Below are 17,241 nucleotides of genomic sequence, written 5' to 3' on the forward strand. Positions count from 1 at the left end.
CCGTATGCCGTGGAGATACCGACGTGGCGTGGGACTGCTGGTCCCGGTCGACCGTGCGAGGCCGCGTGAATTCGTTGCGCTAAGTATTGATCAGGTTCGGACATGGCGTTTCTCGATTTCGGGTAGACGACTACTCGCGCAATTGCATACTTGGGTGAATGGATTCATTCCTCCGCGGGGCTGTTCGATCGGCCGGTTCGCGAAAAGAGGAGGGCGGTGGCGATGCACCCGGAGCGACCCCGTTTCGATCCGAGGGATCTCTACGGATCGGTGATCACCGCACCATTGCTCGCGGACATGCGTGAGCAGCCCGCCGCCACCCTTCATCGGGTGGTGATCGACCTGCATTACGGCTACCCGGCGGGGCGGGCGGCCGCGGGGCGGGCTGTACGCGACTACATTCGGCGCGCCACCGACACGTCCGAGGACCAGTCGGGAGTGGACGACGGGCTCGCCCAGTATGTGCTCGCCCGCCTGACCGCGGACTCCATCCGTGAGGTGGTACGCCTCGACCGCGCGGCTGCGGATGCCGGGACGGGGCGTGCGATCTACCGAATCTGGCCGGATTTCGGAATCGGCCCGCTGATCAACCGATCGGCTGCCACGGTCAAGGCCGACGCCGCCCATGCGTCCTTCACCGCGCGCGGGGCCGACATCGTGTGGGCGGTCATCGACTCCGGAATCGACGGCCGTCATGGCCATTTCGGGACGCACGGCACGCTCGAGGTGACGTTGCCGGTGCGGCACTTGGATTGCACCGGAGGCGATTCACCCCTGACCGACGAGTTCGGCCATGGGACACATGTCGCGGGCATCATCGCCGGCGAAGGCGCCGGTACCGCCGCGCAACCGCTGAACGCGATCCGCGCCGAGATCGACGGCAACGAGGACGTGCGTTACCGCGCCGAATCGGTCACCCGCATGTCTGCGATGGCGCCCCTGTGCCGGCTGGTCAGCTACAAGGTCCTCGACAGCGAGGGCGACGGTCAGACGAGTTCGATCATGGCCGCGCTGAAGGATATTCAGGAGATCAACAATCACGGCCGCGACATCAAGATCCACGGCGTGAACCTTTCGGTCGGCTACCCGTTCGACCCGAAATGGTTCGCATGCGGCGAAAGCCCCGTATGCCAGGAGGTGACGCGGCTCGTCCGCTCGGGTGTGGTGGTCGTCGTCGCGGCCGGAAACACCGGGTACGGATACAACCTCGACTTCATCAAGGGAAATGTCGCCGCGGGACTGGATCTGACCATCAACGACCCCGGCAACGCAGAGATGGCGATCACCGTCGGTTCCACCCACCGCGATATGCCACACCGCTACGGGGTCTCGTACTTCTCCTCGAAGGGACCGACCGGCGACGGGCGTGCCAAACCCGACCTCGTCGCTCCGGGCGAGCGGATCCTGTCGTGCGCGACGGGCCGGGCTCTCGCCGATATCACCGCGACCGGAGATGTCACCGGACCTGTCGACTACGTCGAGGACAGCGGAACCAGTATGGCTGCCGCCCACGTCTCGGGGGTCGTCGCCGCATTCCTGTCGGTGCGGCGGGAGTACATCGGGGATCCGGAGTCGATCAAACGCATCTTCACGGGTACGGCCACCGACCTGGGCCGGACGACGAACTTCCAGGGACATGGGCTGATCGACCTGATGCGCGCCATTCAGTCCGTGTAGCGCCCGCCGGCGCCCACCGTCTTGCCATCCTCCGAGCAGCAGGGAGCGCGACAATGACCGAACTATCCGGTTTTCCGCGTGCGGAAGTGCAGTTCGATCGCGACGCCGGGGTGGTCGGCGGCACCGAGGGCCTGCTCCGCCTCGTCACCGATCCGACGGTGACCGACCTGATGGTTGTCAGCCACGGATGGAACAACGATATGACCGAGGCGCGGCAGCTCTTCAGCAAGCTCGCCGCCTCCTTGCGCGGCGTCCTCGACGCCGGCTCCGTCACCGGACTCGCCGGTCGTTCGATCGCGATCGCGGGGGTGCTCTGGCCGTCGAAGAAGTTCGCGGACACCGACCTCGTCCCCGGCGGAGCCGCCGCGGCCGCCTCTCCGATCGATGCTGGACGGCTGCTGACTCAGATCGAGGATCTGCGGGACCTCTTTCCCGATCCCGCCGCGCAGCAGACCCTCGACACCGTCGCCGCGCTCGTTCCCGCATTACGGGACAAGAGCACTGCCCGCACTGCCTTCGCCGACGAACTGCGATCGCTGCTCAACCGGACCGCGGCCGATCCCGAGGACGCCACCACCGATCTGTTCGGCCAACCGGGCGGCACCATCATGGACCGCCTGGCCATCCCGGTCTCCCTCGCACCGCCGCGGAAGGCGACCGGTGGGGCCGCCGCACTGGGCCCGGCCGCCGACGCGAGCCGTGGCACCGTCGGCGGCGCCGCCGGTCTCGGCAGCCTGCTCGGCGGGGTCATGGGAGCGGCTCGCAATCTGCTGAACTTCACCACCTACTACGAGATGAAGACCCGATCGGGCCGCATCGGCGAACAGGGTCTCGCCCCGGTGATCGCCCACGCCCACCGGACACGGCCCGAACTACGCGTGCACCTCGTGGGCCACAGCTTCGGTGGCCGCTTGGTCTCCGCCACCGCCAAGGCGCTGCCCGACGAGGACAGCTTGTCGACGCTGACCCTGCTCCAAGCAGCGTTCTCGCACTACGGATTCGCCGAGAACTGGACACCCGGGCAATCCGGATTCTTCCGCACTGTCGTCAGCGACAAGAAGGTCACCGGTCCGGTCCTGATCACCGACACCGCCAACGACCTGGCCGTCGGCATCGCCTACGCCATAGCCTCCCGGATCGCCGGTCAGGTCGCGGCCGCGGTCGGCGACGCCGACGACATCTACGGCGGCATGGGCCGAAACGGTGCCCAGAAGACCCCGGAGGCGATTTCCGCACGGCTGCTGGACACGGGAGGCCAGTACACCTGGAAGGCCCGCGCCCTGCACAATCTGCTCGCCGACCGCTTCATCACCGGCCACTCCGACGTCACCGGCCTTCAGGTCGCCTACGCACTGCTCTCCGCCCTCTCCACCACATGAGCCCGGAGCGCACAGCTCGGATGGGGGTCGAATCACACCGGAACTCATTGCACCGCAACGACTGTCGACGTCGACAGACCTAACGTGTCGGCTCGGTGCCGTCGGAGTGTTCGTCCACATCGGGCAGGTCCGCGACCGCCGCCGTCACGGTCGGATACAGCCCGACCGGTGTCGCCTGCGCTTCCGCGGTGCCCAGCGCGTCACCGAACTGGCCGATCGAGCGGGCGATCCGGAAGTCGATGTGGCGTCGGCCCAGATCGTCGCGCAGGTCGGCCAGCATCGCCGCGGCCGTGACGTCGATACTTGGCGAGGTCTCGGCGTCGAGCACGACCAGCCGGGTGCGGTCGGTGCACAGCTGCTCGATCCGTCCGCGCACGTAATCGGCGTTGGCGAAGAACAGACCCGACTCGACCCGCACCACTACGAGGTCGGGGCGCTGGGTCAACTCCGGGTGCCGATCCGCGTCCAGCCACAGCGTGCCCGACCGCACCACCGGCGCCACATGCGGGCGGGACGTGCGATACACCAGCAGCAGCATGGAAATGCCGATGCCGATCAGCAGGCCGGGCAGCGTATCGAACAGCAGGACGCCGACCATCGCCGCGACGGCGGCGGCGAAGTCGGCGCGGGCGGCCTTGCCGTAGATTCCGCCGAGTCGCCGCGTCCACACCCGATACAGTCGCCGCAGCGCCGCGAAGTCGACCAGCTCGATCACCGCCGCGATCACCACGCCCGCCAGCGTCGCCTCGGGCAGGTTCTCGAACAGACCGGTGAGGAACAGCAGCGTCAGTACTGTCAGCGCGGCCACCACCAGCCCGCTGCCCTGTGATCTGGCCCCTGCCGAGCCGTTGACGGCGGTTTTGGACAGGCTGCCGTTCACGACCATGCCCGACGCCAGACCGGCGCCCAGATTCGCCGCGCCCAGTCCGAGCAGCTCGCGGTTGGCGTCGATCTGGTAACCCGCTTTGGCCGCATAGGTTTTCGCCGCGCCGAGGCCTTCGGCGAAGCCGATCAACAGCACCCCGACCGCGGGCCCCAGCAGATCGATGTAGTTGCTGACATCGAGCCCGTCCGGAAGCCCCAGGGCCGGCAGACCCGAATCGATGGGGCCGACGATGGCGACGCCACGCTCGTCCAGATCGAACGCGGCGACCGCGCCGATCCCGACCAGCACGGCGAGCAGCGAACCGGGTACCAGCGGCAGCCAGCGCTTCACCCCCAGCACGATCGCCAGGCTCACGACACCGACCACCACGGTCCGCCACTGCGCATCGCCGAGATGGCGGAGCACACCCCAGGCCTGTTCGAAGAAATTGCCCTCGTGTTTGTGGATGCCGAGCAGTTTCGGTACCTGGCCGATGATGATCGTCAACGCCAGTCCGATGATGAAACCCTTCAGCACCGGTTCGGAGATGAACGCCGCGACGAAGCCGAGCCTGATCGCGCCCGCGATCAGGCCCACGATTCCGGTGGCGATGGCGAGCCCCGCCGACAACGCGATATAGCGGCCGCCATCGGCACTCGCCATCGGCGTCACGATCGCCGCCGACAACGCCGCGGTCGCCGACATGGGCCCCACCACCAGATGCCGGGAACTGCCGGCCAGCGCGTAGAGAACGAGCGACGGCACGGCGGCGTAGAGGCCCACCACCGGCGGCACGCCCGCGATCGACGCGTAGGCCAGTGCTTCCGGCACCAGAACCGCCCACACCGTGAGGCCGGCGACGACGTCGGCACGCAACCATTGCGGGCGATATCCCGCCAAGGACTCGAATATCACCCAGCGTGCCGCCACCTGTCCTCCACCCGTCGCCGCGTCCGGCCTCCCGATCCGGACCGTCGTTGCCGCTCGGCGGCGACGCTAGCGACGATGACGGCGGACGCGCGTCACACGTTGCGGGTGAATTCGCGGTCGGCGCTCACACCTTCCGGCCGACCGCGCCGTACAGCGACACCTTCTTGTCGTGGTCGGCGGGATGTTCGATGCCCTTCTGCCGCCACCGGTGAATCACCTCGACACCCGGTTCGACGAGTTCGAGGCCGTCGAAGAAGCGGGCGACCTCCTCGCGGCTGCGCGGGCGCACCGGAATGCCCTGATCCGAATACACCTGCAGCAGCCGGCCCATCCCGTCGGGATCGTCGGCGCCGTTGTCGAAATCCGTGGTGACATGGCTCATCGCGAGATACGAACCGGGAGCCAGCGCGTCCATCAGCGTGTTCACCATGGCGTAGACGTCGCCGGGGACGAAGTGCACCACCGCCATCAGCGAAATCGCCACCGGCTGCGACAGATCCAGAGTGTCGCGCAGTTCGCGGGAGCCGAGGATCGCCTCGGGGTTCGCGGCATCGGCCTGCACATAGGTGGTGCGGCCTTCGGGCGCGCTCACCAGCAGGGCCCGCGCGTGCGCGAGGACGATCGGATCGTTGTCGACGTACACCACCCGCGATTCGCACGCCCGTTCCTGCGCGACCTGGTGCAGATTGGGTTCGGTCGGGATCCCGGTGCCGATGTCGAGGAACTGGCGCACGCCCTGCTCGGCGAGATAACGCGTCGCGGTGCGCATGAATTCGCGATTGGTGCGCGCGGTCAGGCGGACCGCCGGGAAGTTCGCGAGAGCGGTCTCGGCGGCACGACGGTCGGCCTCGTAGTGGTCCTTGCCGCCGAGAAAGTAGTCGTACATACGGGCCGGGTGTGCCACATCGGTGCGGAGGTCGACCGGATGATCGGACACGGGAATGCTCCTCGCGGGTTGGGAAGGTATCGCCGATATATAGCGCATACGGGCCAATTCAGCAGCGGGACGGCGTAATTCGTGTGCGATCAGGCCGGGGCGGAGTCGTCGGGCGGGAGCCGGGGCGACCACGTATCGGGCCCGGCGTCGTGCGTCGGGCCGATGCGCGGGTCGGCGAAGACCTCGGCGGTATCCGAGAGCGCCGCCGCCCGCGTCGCGGCCGCATCGCTCACCCGCAGCGCGTACAGGTGCTGATCCGGGTCCACCGCGACGAGGCCGTAGTCGAGGTCGACCTCGGCCTCGGTGAGGTGCAGTTCGCGCAGCGCCGCCGCCAAGGTGGGGTCGGCGGCGAGCCGGACGGTGAGCAGCGGCATGGTTCCACGCTACGCGCGGATCTCGGTGTTCTTCAGCTCCGCCAGCAGGGCGGCGGCGTCGACCACACCGAATCCGTAGTCGTAGTCGAATCCGCCGGGCTGCGCGGTCGCGGTGCGCCGCAACAGATCTCGCAGCTGCGCCGGAGCCAGCTTACTCGCCGGGTAGACGGTCCGGATCGCCGCGACCAGTCCGGCGGCGACCGGGCAGGCGGCCGACGTGCCGGTATCGGGTTCCTTCGCGCCGAACACCGTGGAACCGAGGAAGTGGGTGTAGCTGCAGATATCGGGTTTGCGGTCGGACAGCCGGCCCGGCCCCTGCGAGGAGTAGCCGACCCGCTGCCCCTTGGTATCCGCGCCGCCGACGCTCAGCACGCTCGGATGCGAGTTCGCGCCGCCGATCGGCCGATCCCGGTACGCGCACCGCGAATCGGGGCAGTCGCGGCCGCAGTTGCCGGCGGCGAACAGGATGTCGGCACCGGCCGATTCGAGCGAGCCGACGATCACGTTGAACGGATGGGACGGATTGTCGGAGTAGTTGCCGGGCTGCCCCACCGGGAAGTCCCAGTCCGGTGAGAACGCGCCCCAGCTGTTGCTGATCACCAGCGTGCGGGTGGTCTCCGGCTGATCGGTGAGCACGGTGCGCAGATGGGCGTAGGCGGCCAGTGCGTCCGAGAGCAGCCCGTCCATGGCGGAGCCGCCGCGAGTCTTGCTCTGCAGCACCGGAATGTCGAGCAGGGTGGCGTTCGGCGCGCCGATCAGGGTGTCGAACGCGCACATCGATCCGTGGTCGACCGGGAATTGCCCGGCCGTGCCGCTCACCCCGGGCGGGTTCCAGCTGCGCGCGGTGTCGACGGTCACCGGCCCGCCGCGCGCCTGCTCGACGCGGGCGGCGTTGATCCCGGTGTCGACGATCGCCACCGCGACGGATTTTCCGTCCATTCCCCCGGCGGCCAGATCGCCGGTGTGCAACAGGGTTTGGACATCGTGCCAGGTGCCGACCGCCGGATCGCCGCCGCAGGTGAGGTTCGTCTCGATCCGAGGGTCGGCGAAAACGCCTGCCACGCCGCGGGTTCCGGTCAGTCGCGCCAGGGTGGCGTCGAGGTCGCCGTCGGGAATCTGCCCGCGCACCACCACCGAACCCGCGCCCGCCTGTTCGGCGGCCACCGTATCCGGGACGGAGAGTGGGGCGAAGTCGTGGTCGAGGTCGAACCCGGGCAAATCCCCGGCGACATCGGCGGGGGCCACCGCGACGGCCGGATCGGCAACTGCGGCAATCAGATCGGCGGAGGGACGGAGTTGGATGAGTGCGCGCATACCTGCCATCCTGCCGCCAATTGCCGCGGATTTCCCGCCTATCGCCGCAACGGACTGCGCACCGGGTCAGCGCGTGGCCGACACCAGGTCCACGAGGGCTTGTACGGCACGGGCGCAGTCGTCGCGGGTGTAGCCGAGCAGACGCACCTCGCCGGCGTTCGGTTCGTAGGCCAGAGTGTTGCCGCGGCCCTGGATGATCGAGGCGTCCGGCTGCAATCGATGCTGCTCGTCGCGCTCGGCGATGATTCGCCCGCCGCCGGCGGCGTCGACGAGCATCTGGAAGAACTCCCGGTAGGACAGGTTCTGATCGCCGACGAGATAGGCCGCACCCGGCTCACCTCGCACCAGCGCGCCCCGAATCGCTTGTGCGAGTGAGGCGGCGGACATGTAGTTGGTGCCGCCGGGCGGTGCGAAGTCGGGGATGTCGGGTTCGTTCCCGGCCGCCCAGGAGACCATTCGCCGATACCGGCGAGCCGACGGTCCGGGCACGGCACCGATGATCGACGGCGGATTGAGGGTGCACGCGGCGAACGAGTCGCCGGCGAGCGCGCGGACGCCTTCGTCGGCGGCTTTGCGGGCCGCGATATACGGATTGCGCTCGGCGAGGTCCGGGCGCAGCTGGTGGTAGTAGCTGCCGACCTGCACGAAGCGCGGCACGCCGGCCTGCTCGGCCAGTGCTGCGAAACGGGGTACGCCGACGCTCTGGGTGGTCTCCCAGAAGTGCGGGGTGTCGTCTTCGGGAGTCTTGTGCCGCACGTCCTGCCCCGCGGCGAACACGATGCCGTCGAAGTGTTCCAGTTGTGCCGGGGTGAAGGTGGGCACCGTGCAATCGCCCAGTAGCAGCGGAAATTCGGCGACCGGTGATTCGGCAGATATCGGGCCGCGACCCGCGACGGTGACATCGTCACCGTGCTCGCGCAGGTGCAGTGCGGCATGCACGCCGATCATGCCGGTGCCGCCGACGATCAGGATCTTCATGGACAGCCATTTCTCGCTCGGGGACGGGGACGATCGCTTCGGTCACTCGTCAGCGTGGCCGGGGAACGCGCTTGTCGATGAACAAACCCTCCACCGAGACGCAGAGCGTGCCGTCGGCGGTGTGGATCGCGCCGACCGAATTGATCTTGCGGCCGTCCTCCGACACCATCCGGCCGCTGACCGTGAGCGGCTCGAACAGAGGAGTCGGACGGTGATAGCGCACATTCAGTTGCGCCGTCGCGCCGCTGCGTCCCGACCAGGCGTTCGCCACCCCGAGCGTGTGGTCGAGCAGCAGCGCCGCCACTCCCCCGTGCACATGTCCCGGCGGTCCCTGATACGGAAGCGTCAGGGTCACGACACCGTCCACCGATCCGTCCGCACGGCCGGTGAGCGTGAGAGGCGGTGCGATCGCATTTTCCGGACCGGTGACCGGGTCGTGGCGGGTCACACCCTCACCGCGCCACATGTCGATCAGCCGTTCCGCGACCACCGGTGCATGCTGTTCGAGGTGGTCGGCGATGCTGTCGAGTTCCTCGGCGACCCGGTCGAGATTCGCATTCGCCCGATCGGTGCGCAGCAGCGCGTCGATCACCCGCCGCGCCGCGGCTGTCGCGCGATCGACGGGGACATCCTGCTGCTCCGACGTCAGGACGATGTCGGCAGGCGAATGGCCCACTGTAGGAACGCTTTCCGGCTCCGGCTCGGCCGACGTCATCGAATCCATCGTGGTTCTCCTCTGCCGTTCGCGGGTGTCGCGATACGTCGTTCGCACGTTAGCGGTGTCGACCGGCCCCGTGACCGGCGAGGTCCCACCCACCGGAAAACCCTGTTCCCGAGCCGGGTTCGGCGGCGAGGATGGGGAGGTGGAATCGGACCGACTTGCCATCACCACACTCACGGCACGATATGCGCGCGCCGTCGACCGCCGGGACGGTGCGGCGCTCACCGCGCTGTTCACGCCCGACGCGGTTCTCGTGTTACCGCCCGTACTGAACGCGATGGAGACGACTGTCGAGCTGGCGGGCAGGCAGGGCGTGGTCTCGTCGGTGATGGACGCGGTATCCCGGTTCGTGCTCACCCGCCACGTCGTGGAACAGCATGTGCTCGAGCCGGTTTCGCCCGATCTCGTGCGCGGTGAGGTCTACTGCACGGCACACCACATCTCACGACGTGACAACGGCTATCGCGACCGGCGGGTCGCCATCCGCTACCAGGACGCCTTCGCCCGCACCGGGGAGAACTGGCTGTTCTCGCGGCGGGAACTGGTGGTCGACTTCATCGAGGATGTCGCGGTTCGCGTGCCGGCTTAACCGCGGCCCGCGTTGCGAGCGGTCCCGCGGTGGGCGGGCACGGTGGTGGGGTCTTCCGGCCAGGCGTGTTTGGGATAGCGCCCGCGTAAATCCGCGCGGACGCGAGGCCAGCCGGTGCGCCAGAACGAGGCGAGATCCGCGGTCACCGCGACCGGGCGCTGAGCGGGTGAGAGCAGATGCAGCACGAGCGGGACGCGACCGTCGGCCAGGCGCGGCGCGTCGGTCCAGCCGAGGATCTCCTGCACCTTGATCGCCAGCACCGGCGGATCGGCGGAATAGTCGATGCGGGGGCGGCTGCCGGACGGGACCGGCACACGTTCCGGTGCCAGTTCGTCCATGCGCGCCGCATCCGGCCAGGGCAGCAGGCGACGCAAGGCTTGCGCGGTGTCGATGCGTTCGAGATCGGTGCGGCGGCGCGCGACGGCGAGTTCGGGGCCGAGCCAGGTGTCGGCGGCGGCGAGCAGTGCCTCGTCGTCGACCGCCGGCCACGGACCGCCGAGGGTGCGGTGCAGGAAGTCGAGGCGCTGACGCAGGGCGGTCGCCTCGGCGGGCCAGGCCAGCAAGCCGAGTCCGGACGAGGTCAGCCCCCGGCGCACGGCGGCGGCGAGCAAGCTCGGATCCGGGTCGCGAAGAGCCTTCTCCGACAAGGTGATCGCACCCAGCCGTTCGATGCGCCGCGCCACCACATCGCCGTCGACCCACTCGACCTCGTCGACGGTCGTCAGAAGTTCCGAGGCGGCGCGGCGGGCGAGGGGTTCGTCCGCGACCGCCGCCAGCCGGATGTAGCCCTCGGAGCGACCGGGGTCGCGGGTGGCGACGCCGACCGCCAGCCATTCCGGATCGCCGGTCCCGGAGCCCGGCGGCAGCGTGACCGCGGTGCCGCCGGCCATGAGATAGCTCGCCGAGCCCGGGGCGCGCCGTCGCGCGAGCCGTTCCGGATATGCCAGCGCCACCACGTAAGCGGGATCGTCGGTGCCCTCCGGCCCGTCGATCGTTCGGGCCAGCCGCTCGGCCTCGCGTCGCCAGCGCGCCGGCTGCTCGCGGCGGAGCCGACGCAGGCCGGTCGTGAGGTCGACACCCGAGATCAGGGTGTCGTCGTCGAGGACGGTGACGACTTCTGCCGCCGTTCGTGCTCCCACCTCGACCGCTCCGTCGAGCAACGCGCGTGCCAGTCGCGGGTGCAGCCCGATGCGGGCCATGCGCCGCCCGCGCTCGGTCACCGCGCCGTCGGTGTCCACGGCTCCCAACGCGTGCAACACATTCCGGCCCGCGGTCAGCCCACCGGCCGGCGGCGGATCCCACCAACTGAGCCCCTGCCCGTCCGCCGTGCCCCAGCAGGCCAGTTCCAAGGCCAGCCGGGTCAGATCCGCGGTGCGGATCTCCGGCTCGGGATAGGCGGGCAGGGTGGCGTGCTCATGTTCCGGCCAGCATCGCCACACCCGGCCCGGTGCCTCGCGCCCGGCCCGCCCGGCCCGTTGATCGGCGACGGCCGCCGAGACACGGACCGTGGCCAACCCGGACAGCCCACGCGCCCGATCGATGCGTGGCACTCGTGCCAGGCCCGAATCGACCACGGCACGCACGCCGGGCACCGTGAGGCTCGACTCCGCGACCGCCGTGGCGAGCACCACGCGCCGCCGCGGTCCGGGACGCAACGCCGTGTCCTGGTTCGCCGCGCTGAGTCTGCCGTGCAGCGCGACGATATCCACGTCGTCCTGGTCGTTCAGAAGTGCTGTGACTCTTCGAATTTCGGCCGCACCTGGCAGGAAGACCAGGATGTCGCCCGCGGTTTCGGCCAGCGCGGTTCGGGTGGCGCGTGCGACCTGCGCGTCGATTCGCTCCCGGGGCAAGGGCGGGACGTAGGTCGTGTCCACGGGAAAGGTCTGCGCTTCGACCCGCACCACCGGCGCCGCGTCGTCGGTACTCAGCAGGGCCGAAAGCCGTTCGGCGGCAACGGTGGCCGAGGTGGCGAGGACCCGCAGGTCGGGCCGTAATCCGGCCCGGGCGTCCAGCAACAGCGCCAACAGCAGATCGGCGTCGAGATGGCGCTCGTGACATTCGTCGAGCACGACCACGTCGACCCCCGCCAACTCCGGATCGTCCTGCAGGCGGCGCACCAGCAAGCCGGAGGTCACGACCTCGATGCGGGTCCGTCGTCCGACTCGTCGATCCCCGCGGACCGAGTAGCCCACGGTTTCGCCCACCTGCTCGCCGAGCAGCGCGGCCATCCGCGCGGCCGCGGCCCGGGCTGCCAGCCGCCGTGGCTCGGCTACGAACACCCGACCGGAGTTGTTCTGCGCCAGCGCCAACGGCACCAGCGTCGTCTTCCCGGTGCCCGGCGGCGCGACCAGGACCGCGGTCTGCCGGTCGGCCAACGTCGCGACGAGATGGTCGAGGACGGCCCGGACCGGCAGATCGGGAAGTTCGAGCCCGGTCACCGCAGCCCCAGCGTGCGCATCGCGGCGTCTCGCGCGGCCCCGCGGTCGGTCTTGCCGCCCGGGCCGAGCCGGAGCCGATCCACCACCACGACATATTCGGGCGTGTATTCCTTGGTGACTCCGCGAGATTCGAGCCGCCTGGACAGGCCCGCCGCGTCCAGGGTCGCGCCGTCGGCGAGAACGACCACGGCACAGACGCGTTCGCCGTAGACGTCGTCGGGAACACCGACGACGGCGACGTCGGTGACCGACTCGTGCTCGCGCACGAGTTCCTCGATTTCGGTGATCGATACGTTCTTGCCGCCCCGGATGACGAAATCCGAGGTCCGTCCGACCACCCGCACCCGGTCGGTCTCGTCGATCTCCACGATGTCACCGAGCAATGTCCACCCGTCGGGCGTGTACAGCTCGGCGTCGGCTGCCGGATCGTCCCAGTAGCCGGCCGAGACCAGCGGCCCGCGCACCGCGGGCCGGCCGCGACGGACCGCACCGTCCACGTCGGCGCCCGCATCGTCGAGCACGCGGACGTTCATCGTCGGCAGTGTGCGGCCGCAGGTGCGCAGCCTGGTGTCGGTGTCGTCGTCGAGGGTGGTCCGGCTGACCGCGCCGCTCTCGTTGGAGCCGTAGAACTGCAGGACCTTGGCGCCGGTTCGTTCCTCGAACGCGCGGGCATCGCGATACGGCACGGGCTCTCCGCCGGTGTACAGCACCCGCAGGCTGGACATGTCACGGCGTTCGAGCGCCCCGGAACGCAACAGCATCTTGAATTGCGTACTGACACAGCACAGTACGGTGACGCGCTCGCGCTCGATGAGCATCGCGGTCTCCTCGGCGTCGAAGCGGGCGGTGACGACGACGGGGATTCCCAGCAGCGCGGGCAGGAAATGCGCCGACCACAGGCCGAATCCGTACGGCGCCGGAACCACCGAGCAGATGACGTCCCGGGGACCGATCCGGGCGCCCAGCATCGCCTCACGCGCGAAGGCCGTCCATCGTCGTTCGGTGTGCGCGACGATCTTCGGTGTCCCGGTCGTTCCCGAGGTCGAGTTGAGAACGGATACCTGCGACGGCGTGAAAGACGCGGCGGCAGAGGGGTTCTCGTGCGTCTGCTGCACGCCGATGGTGTGGTGGGCGAGGGCGCCCGACTGCTCGTCGACCACCAGGACGTCGCCCGGCATCACACCCTCGGCCTCCAGTTCCCGGACCAGCGTCTGCCAGGTTCTGCCGCGAATCTCGGGCACGGTGATCAGTGTCGACGAACCGGTCCGGCGCATCACGTGCGCGATCTCGCGCACGCCCGATCGCACTCCGACAGCCGCGGCGATACGGCCCGCGCGCGAGCATCCGCACAGCGCCGCGTGAACCGCGGCGGTATCCGGCAACAGCAGCGCGACCCGCGAACGTGGACCGCCGGGAGTGGTCCGTACCTCGTCGCGGATCGTGTCCGCCAACCGGTCGTATTCGCTCCAACTGGTCGATCCGCCCACGGTGACGAAAGCCGCGTGCTGCGGGATGTGCCGCGCCCAGATACGAACGATGTCGCCGATCGGGTGATCCGCGTAGGACTCCGGAGCGGTCGCGAAGCTCCCCGGGACGATCGAATCCGCCGCGCGGTTCCCCATGACCACCTCACTCACCTACCGCCACCGATGGCGCGTCCCCAACCGTAACCACCGCGCCGCGGCGCGCCGTGCGGCGGTCAGAAGATCGCGACCGGGGCGACCGGACTCCCGGTGGCGCCGACGAACGGCTCGGGCATCGCGGACAGCAGGAATTCGTAGCGGCTTTCCTCGGCGCACACCCGCGACAGGTCCTCGAGGTTCCAGTTCTGTCCCTGCAACATGCCCATTTCGACCAGGTGCAGGGCATGTACCGCCAGCCACGGCCCGTCTGCCTCGGGCGGGCAGATCTCGAAGGTGAGGGTGTCGGCGGCGACGGCGGCGACGTCGCGGGCGTGGAACCATTCCGGGCAGCGCACCGACAACCCCGGCGACGGTGTCGCGTAGCCCTCGCGGTCACCGGCGAGGTAGAGCCGCATCTGTCCCGTGCGCACGAGCACCACATCTCCGGGCCGTACCTGCACCTGCGCCAGCGCGGCGGCGGCGTCGAGATCCTCCGGTGAGACGGCGTGATCGGCGGCCAGTCGATCGACTCCACGGGCGTGCGCGACGTCGAGCAGCACGCCGCGCGACACCAGGTGCGGCACCTTCTCGATACCGCTGAACCGCGCGCCGCGGTGGGCGGTGATCGAGTCGGCGGGACGGCCGTTGTAGAGGCGCCCGGCGTAGGAGACGTGCCCCAGGCCGTCCCAGTGCGTGCCCGCCTGCAGCCCCATGGTGATCGAATCATCGCTGGTCGCAATCGTGCCGGGGCCGAACATCTCCCAGTTCAGGGCGACCATGGTGTGCAGCGGATTCACGCGCCCGGGCACGAGCCCGGTCTGCACACCGCGCTGCTGCAGCGGCAGGGCCAGCCCGACACGCCGTCCCGTGCGCACGGTCGCCGCGGCGGCCCGCACCACCTCGTCGGTGACGAAGTTCAGGGTGCCGATTTCGTCGTCGGCGCCCCAGCGGCCCCAGTTGTTCACGCGCGCCGCGATCTCACGAAAGACAGACATGTCCGGCATGTGCGCACGGTACCGGCGGTTGCGTGGGTTGCCAATCCTCAACTCCCACTGAGCGAAACGGCGACCCGGGTCGCACCGCGAGGGTGCCGGGCGGACCGGCATTCCGCCTACCGGGAGGTGCCGTCCCGAGGCGACAGGTGCCGGCGCTTCCACCGGCGCGGCGCGGGGGTCTATGGTGTGAGGCGATGTCTACCGGGACGGCTTCGCGCCACACACGGATGGGTTACCCGGTGCTCTTCTGAGCGCCGTGCGGGCCGGTACGGGCTCGCGTATCGATCGGGCCCGCCGTGGTGTCGCCCGGGCTCCGCCTTCGTCGTATCGATCACGAAAACTCGACTACGACAGAAGGATTCGACAATGACTGCAACGCACGGTATGTCGGTCGACGTACTGACACCCGACGGTGTCGCCGACGCCTACCTCACCTCCCCCGCCGACGGCGCCGCCCATCCCGGAGTGCTGGTGATCCAGGACGGTTTCGGGCTGCGCCCCAGCCTGCGGGCGCTGGCCGACCGGATCGCCGCCGGCGGCTACACCGTCCTGCTTCCCAACGCCTACTACCGCCACGGGCGCGCACCGGTGATCGAGTTGCCGGACTTCATCGACCCGGCGCAGCGACCCGAGATCTTCCAGCAGGTCTTCCCCATGATCCGCGATCTGACACCGGAGCTCTGGCGCTCCGATGCCGGCGCCTACCTCGACTGGCTCGCGACCTCGCCGAAGGTCACCGCGGGCAAGGCCGGCGTCACCGGCTATTGCATGGGTGCCCGCCTGGCCGTGCTGACGGCCGCCATGTTCCCCGATCGGGTCGCGGCGGCCGCCGGATTCCACGGCGGACCGCTCGTCACCGACACCGCCGACAGCCCGCACCGCAGTGTCGGCAACATCACGGGCGAAGTGTATTTCGCCCACGCCGGCGAGGACGACCACATGACCGCCGAACACATCGGCGCATTCGACAAGGCGCTCGCCGACGCCGGGGTTCGCCACCGCACCGAGGTCTACGCGGACGCCTACCACGGGTTCACCCAGGCCGACACATCCGCCTACGACCCCGAAGCGGCCGAACGGCACTATCGCGAACTCCTGGCCCTGTTCGACCGCACCCTGCGCACGTAGGTCAGGGCGGCGGGCACGACGCCGGATCGATGGAGTCGGGCGCGCGGGCTCGGTCAGGCGGCGGCGACGCCGACTACACCGAGCCCGGCTGTCGCCGCCGTCCACGCACCTGGCGGCTACTTGGGTGCGACCAGCTCCAGAGCGATATTGTCCGGATCCCGGAACTCCAGTATGTAACTGACGCCGATGTCCTTGATGTCCTCATGCGCGATCCCACACGCGTCGAGATGCGCTGCGGCGGCTTCCAATTCGGCGAGCGAGGCAACCGGGAAAGCGAGGTGGTCGAGACCGACGCGATTCTCGTCGAACCGATCGTTGCCCACGGGCCGCAAACCGAGCATCCCGTGTTCCATCCGGTAGAGCACCCCGCCATAGAGAAAACCGAGGCGCTCCCGCGTCTGCTCATCCGCATCGGCCGGAACCTCCAACGCCACAGGCCAGCCGAAAACTTTGTCGTAGAAGTCCCGCGAACGGCCGATATCGCACACCGTGAGACGGATGTGCGCAATGGATCCCGTAGCAATCGCCATGTCGTACATGCTTGCACGCCGTCCCCCTACCCGCAGGTTCCCAGCAAACGCCCGGCCTGCAAGGTCTTGGCCCCGTGGTCCAACACCTCGACGACACGGATCGACAACCGGCGCCCTACCCCTAATCCGGGGGCAGATGGCCCCGCTCGCGGCAGATCCTCGCCAAGGTGATCTCGGACCGGCACCCATGCCCGGCATGCAACCGGAGGTTGAACAGTAGTGGGTGGTTGCTGAGCGTCGTTGTGGCGCTGGTGGTTTCATGAGCGGCTGTGCGTGATGAGGGTGTGGTGGCGGGGTACGGCCAGTTCGGGGTGCTGACGCGGGCCGAGCTGGAGCGGTTCTTCCATCTCGACGAGCAGGACCGGGAGCTGATTGCCGAGCGGCGCCGCGACAGCAATCGATCGGGGTTCGCCGTCCAGCTGGTGACGGTCCGCTACCTGGGGATGTTCCTGCCGGAACCGCTGGAGGTGCCAGCGAATGTGGTGGACTATCTGGCCGAGCAGCTGAGCATCGACGATCCGGCGTGCGTGAAGGCGTACCTGGACCGCAAGCAGACCCGGTATGACCATCAGGACGAGATCATCCGCCGGTACGGGCTGATCGAGTTCGCCGACATCGAGGGTGAGCTGGTGGCGTGGATCGCCGATCAGGCGTGGACGACCGGCGACGGCCCGAAGGTTCTCACCGCCGGGGCGGTGCGGTGGCTGCGGGAGAAAGGCGCGCTGCTGCGCGGCGTCACCACGCTGGAGCGGCTGGTCGCTGAG

14 protein-coding genes and 1 pseudogene are annotated in these 17,241 nt (G+C 69.1%); 5 read left to right on the forward strand and 10 right to left on the reverse strand.

Annotated elements, in window-relative coordinates; translation table 11 throughout:
- The first annotated feature begins 222 nt into the window (after nucleotides 1-222).
- Nucleotides 223-1,677 carry a S8 family peptidase gene (locus tag NK1_RS05115; RefSeq protein ID WP_157104092.1) on the forward strand — a complete coding sequence of 485 codons (1,455 nt, stop codon included), beginning with the start codon at nucleotides 223-225 and terminating at the stop codon, nucleotides 1,675-1,677.
- Nucleotides 1,678-1,730: 53 nt separating this feature from the next.
- Nucleotides 1,731-3,056: an alpha/beta fold hydrolase gene (locus NK1_RS05120; RefSeq protein WP_063007407.1), complete on the forward strand. Its 1,326-nt coding sequence runs from the start codon at nucleotides 1,731-1,733 to the stop codon at nucleotides 3,054-3,056.
- Between the two features lie 79 nt (nucleotides 3,057-3,135).
- Here the strand turns inward: NK1_RS05120 and NK1_RS05125 are convergent, their stop codons facing one another.
- The 6 genes from NK1_RS05125 to NK1_RS05150 form a co-directional block, all read right to left on the reverse strand.
- Nucleotides 3,136-4,851, reverse strand: coding sequence for a SulP family inorganic anion transporter (locus NK1_RS05125; RefSeq protein ID WP_245660352.1), 1,716 nt, complete (start codon nucleotides 4,849-4,851; stop codon nucleotides 3,136-3,138).
- A gap of 124 nt (nucleotides 4,852-4,975) precedes the next feature.
- Entirely contained in the window at nucleotides 4,976-5,788 is an 813-nt protein-coding gene (locus NK1_RS05130) for an SAM-dependent methyltransferase (RefSeq protein ID WP_245660353.1), read from the reverse strand.
- An 89-nt stretch (nucleotides 5,789-5,877) separates the two neighbouring features.
- The gene (locus NK1_RS05135; RefSeq protein ID WP_063905908.1) at nucleotides 5,878-6,162 is read right to left on the reverse strand and encodes a hypothetical protein; all 285 of its coding nucleotides are present in this window, start codon (nucleotides 6,160-6,162) and stop codon (nucleotides 5,878-5,880) included.
- Nucleotides 6,163-6,171: 9 nt separating this feature from the next.
- Nucleotides 6,172-7,476, reverse strand: coding sequence for a S8 family serine peptidase (locus tag NK1_RS05140; RefSeq protein WP_063007409.1), 1,305 nt, complete (start codon nucleotides 7,474-7,476; stop codon nucleotides 6,172-6,174).
- 66 nt (nucleotides 7,477-7,542) lie between these two features.
- A complete protein-coding gene (locus NK1_RS05145) occupies nucleotides 7,543-8,454 on the reverse strand; it encodes an NAD-dependent epimerase/dehydratase family protein (RefSeq protein WP_063007410.1) in 912 nt (303 codons plus the stop codon).
- Between the two features lie 49 nt (nucleotides 8,455-8,503).
- Complete coding sequence (locus NK1_RS05150; RefSeq protein ID WP_063007539.1) at nucleotides 8,504-9,169, reverse strand: PaaI family thioesterase; 666 nt, start codon at nucleotides 9,167-9,169, stop codon at nucleotides 8,504-8,506.
- A 148-nt stretch (nucleotides 9,170-9,317) separates the two neighbouring features.
- Here NK1_RS05150 and NK1_RS05155 point away from each other — a divergent pair, with 148 nt between their 5' ends.
- On the forward strand, nucleotides 9,318-9,764 hold the full coding sequence (locus NK1_RS05155) for a nuclear transport factor 2 family protein (protein ID WP_063007540.1): 447 nt from the start codon (nucleotides 9,318-9,320) through the stop codon (nucleotides 9,762-9,764).
- On the opposite strand, the gene hrpB is transcribed toward NK1_RS05155, so the two are convergent.
- The 3 genes from hrpB to NK1_RS05170 form a co-directional block, all read right to left on the reverse strand.
- A complete protein-coding gene (gene hrpB / locus NK1_RS05160; RefSeq protein WP_063007411.1) occupies nucleotides 9,761-12,202 on the reverse strand; it encodes an ATP-dependent helicase HrpB in 2,442 nt (813 codons plus the stop codon). The genes NK1_RS05155 and hrpB overlap by 4 nt on opposite strands.
- Entirely contained in the window at nucleotides 12,199-13,839 is a 1,641-nt protein-coding gene (locus tag NK1_RS05165) for a class I adenylate-forming enzyme family protein (protein ID WP_245660354.1), read from the reverse strand. Before NK1_RS05165 ends, hrpB begins: the two co-directional genes overlap by 4 nt.
- A 62-nt stretch (nucleotides 13,840-13,901) precedes the next feature.
- Nucleotides 13,902-14,828: a cyclase family protein gene (locus NK1_RS05170; RefSeq protein ID WP_063007413.1), complete on the reverse strand. Its 927-nt coding sequence runs from the start codon at nucleotides 14,826-14,828 to the stop codon at nucleotides 13,902-13,904.
- A gap of 357 nt (nucleotides 14,829-15,185) precedes the next feature.
- Between NK1_RS05170 and NK1_RS05175 the strand changes: the two genes are divergently transcribed.
- Nucleotides 15,186-15,947, forward strand: coding sequence for a dienelactone hydrolase family protein (locus NK1_RS05175; protein WP_063007414.1), 762 nt, complete (start codon nucleotides 15,186-15,188; stop codon nucleotides 15,945-15,947).
- Between the two features lie 116 nt (nucleotides 15,948-16,063).
- On the opposite strand, the gene NK1_RS05180 is transcribed toward NK1_RS05175, so the two are convergent.
- Nucleotides 16,064-16,486 (reverse strand): VOC family protein, encoded by a 423-nt coding sequence (locus tag NK1_RS05180; protein ID WP_439955928.1) that lies wholly within the window; start codon nucleotides 16,484-16,486, stop codon nucleotides 16,064-16,066.
- A gap of 302 nt (nucleotides 16,487-16,788) precedes the next feature.
- Between NK1_RS05180 and NK1_RS35545 the strand changes: the two are divergent.
- Nucleotides 16,789-17,181, forward strand: a pseudogene (locus tag NK1_RS35545) (DUF4158 domain-containing protein); the annotation flags it as partial.
- Nucleotides 17,182-17,241: the final 60 nt, after the last annotated feature.

Source organism: Nocardia kruczakiae NBRC 101016 (genome assembly GCF_001612965.1).
Taxonomy (GTDB): Bacteria; Actinomycetota; Actinomycetes; order Mycobacteriales; family Mycobacteriaceae; genus Nocardia; species Nocardia kruczakiae.

Excerpts from the sequence above, each read along its gene's own strand:
- NK1_RS05170 (WP_063007413.1), bottom strand. The coding sequence starts at position 14,828 with ATGCCGGACATGTCTGTCTTTCGTGAGATCGCGGCGCGCGTGAACAAC.
- NK1_RS05180 (WP_439955928.1), bottom strand. The coding sequence starts at position 16,486 with ATGTACGACATGGCGATTGCTACGGGATCCATTGCGCACATCCGTCTC.
- NK1_RS05115 (WP_157104092.1), top strand. The coding sequence starts at position 223 with ATGCACCCGGAGCGACCCCGTTTCGATCCGAGGGATCTCTACGGATCG.
- NK1_RS05140 (WP_063007409.1), bottom strand. The coding sequence starts at position 7,476 with ATGCGCGCACTCATCCAACTCCGTCCCTCCGCCGATCTGATTGCCGCA.
- NK1_RS05150 (WP_063007539.1), bottom strand. The coding sequence starts at position 9,169 with ATGACGTCGGCCGAGCCGGAGCCGGAAAGCGTTCCTACAGTGGGCCAT.
- NK1_RS05175 (WP_063007414.1), top strand. The coding sequence starts at position 15,186 with ATGACTGCAACGCACGGTATGTCGGTCGACGTACTGACACCCGACGGT.
- NK1_RS05145 (WP_063007410.1), bottom strand. The coding sequence starts at position 8,454 with ATGAAGATCCTGATCGTCGGCGGCACCGGCATGATCGGCGTGCATGCC.
- NK1_RS05120 (WP_063007407.1), top strand. The coding sequence starts at position 1,731 with ATGACCGAACTATCCGGTTTTCCGCGTGCGGAAGTGCAGTTCGATCGC.
- NK1_RS05135 (WP_063905908.1), bottom strand. The coding sequence starts at position 6,162 with ATGCCGCTGCTCACCGTCCGGCTCGCCGCCGACCCCACCTTGGCGGCG.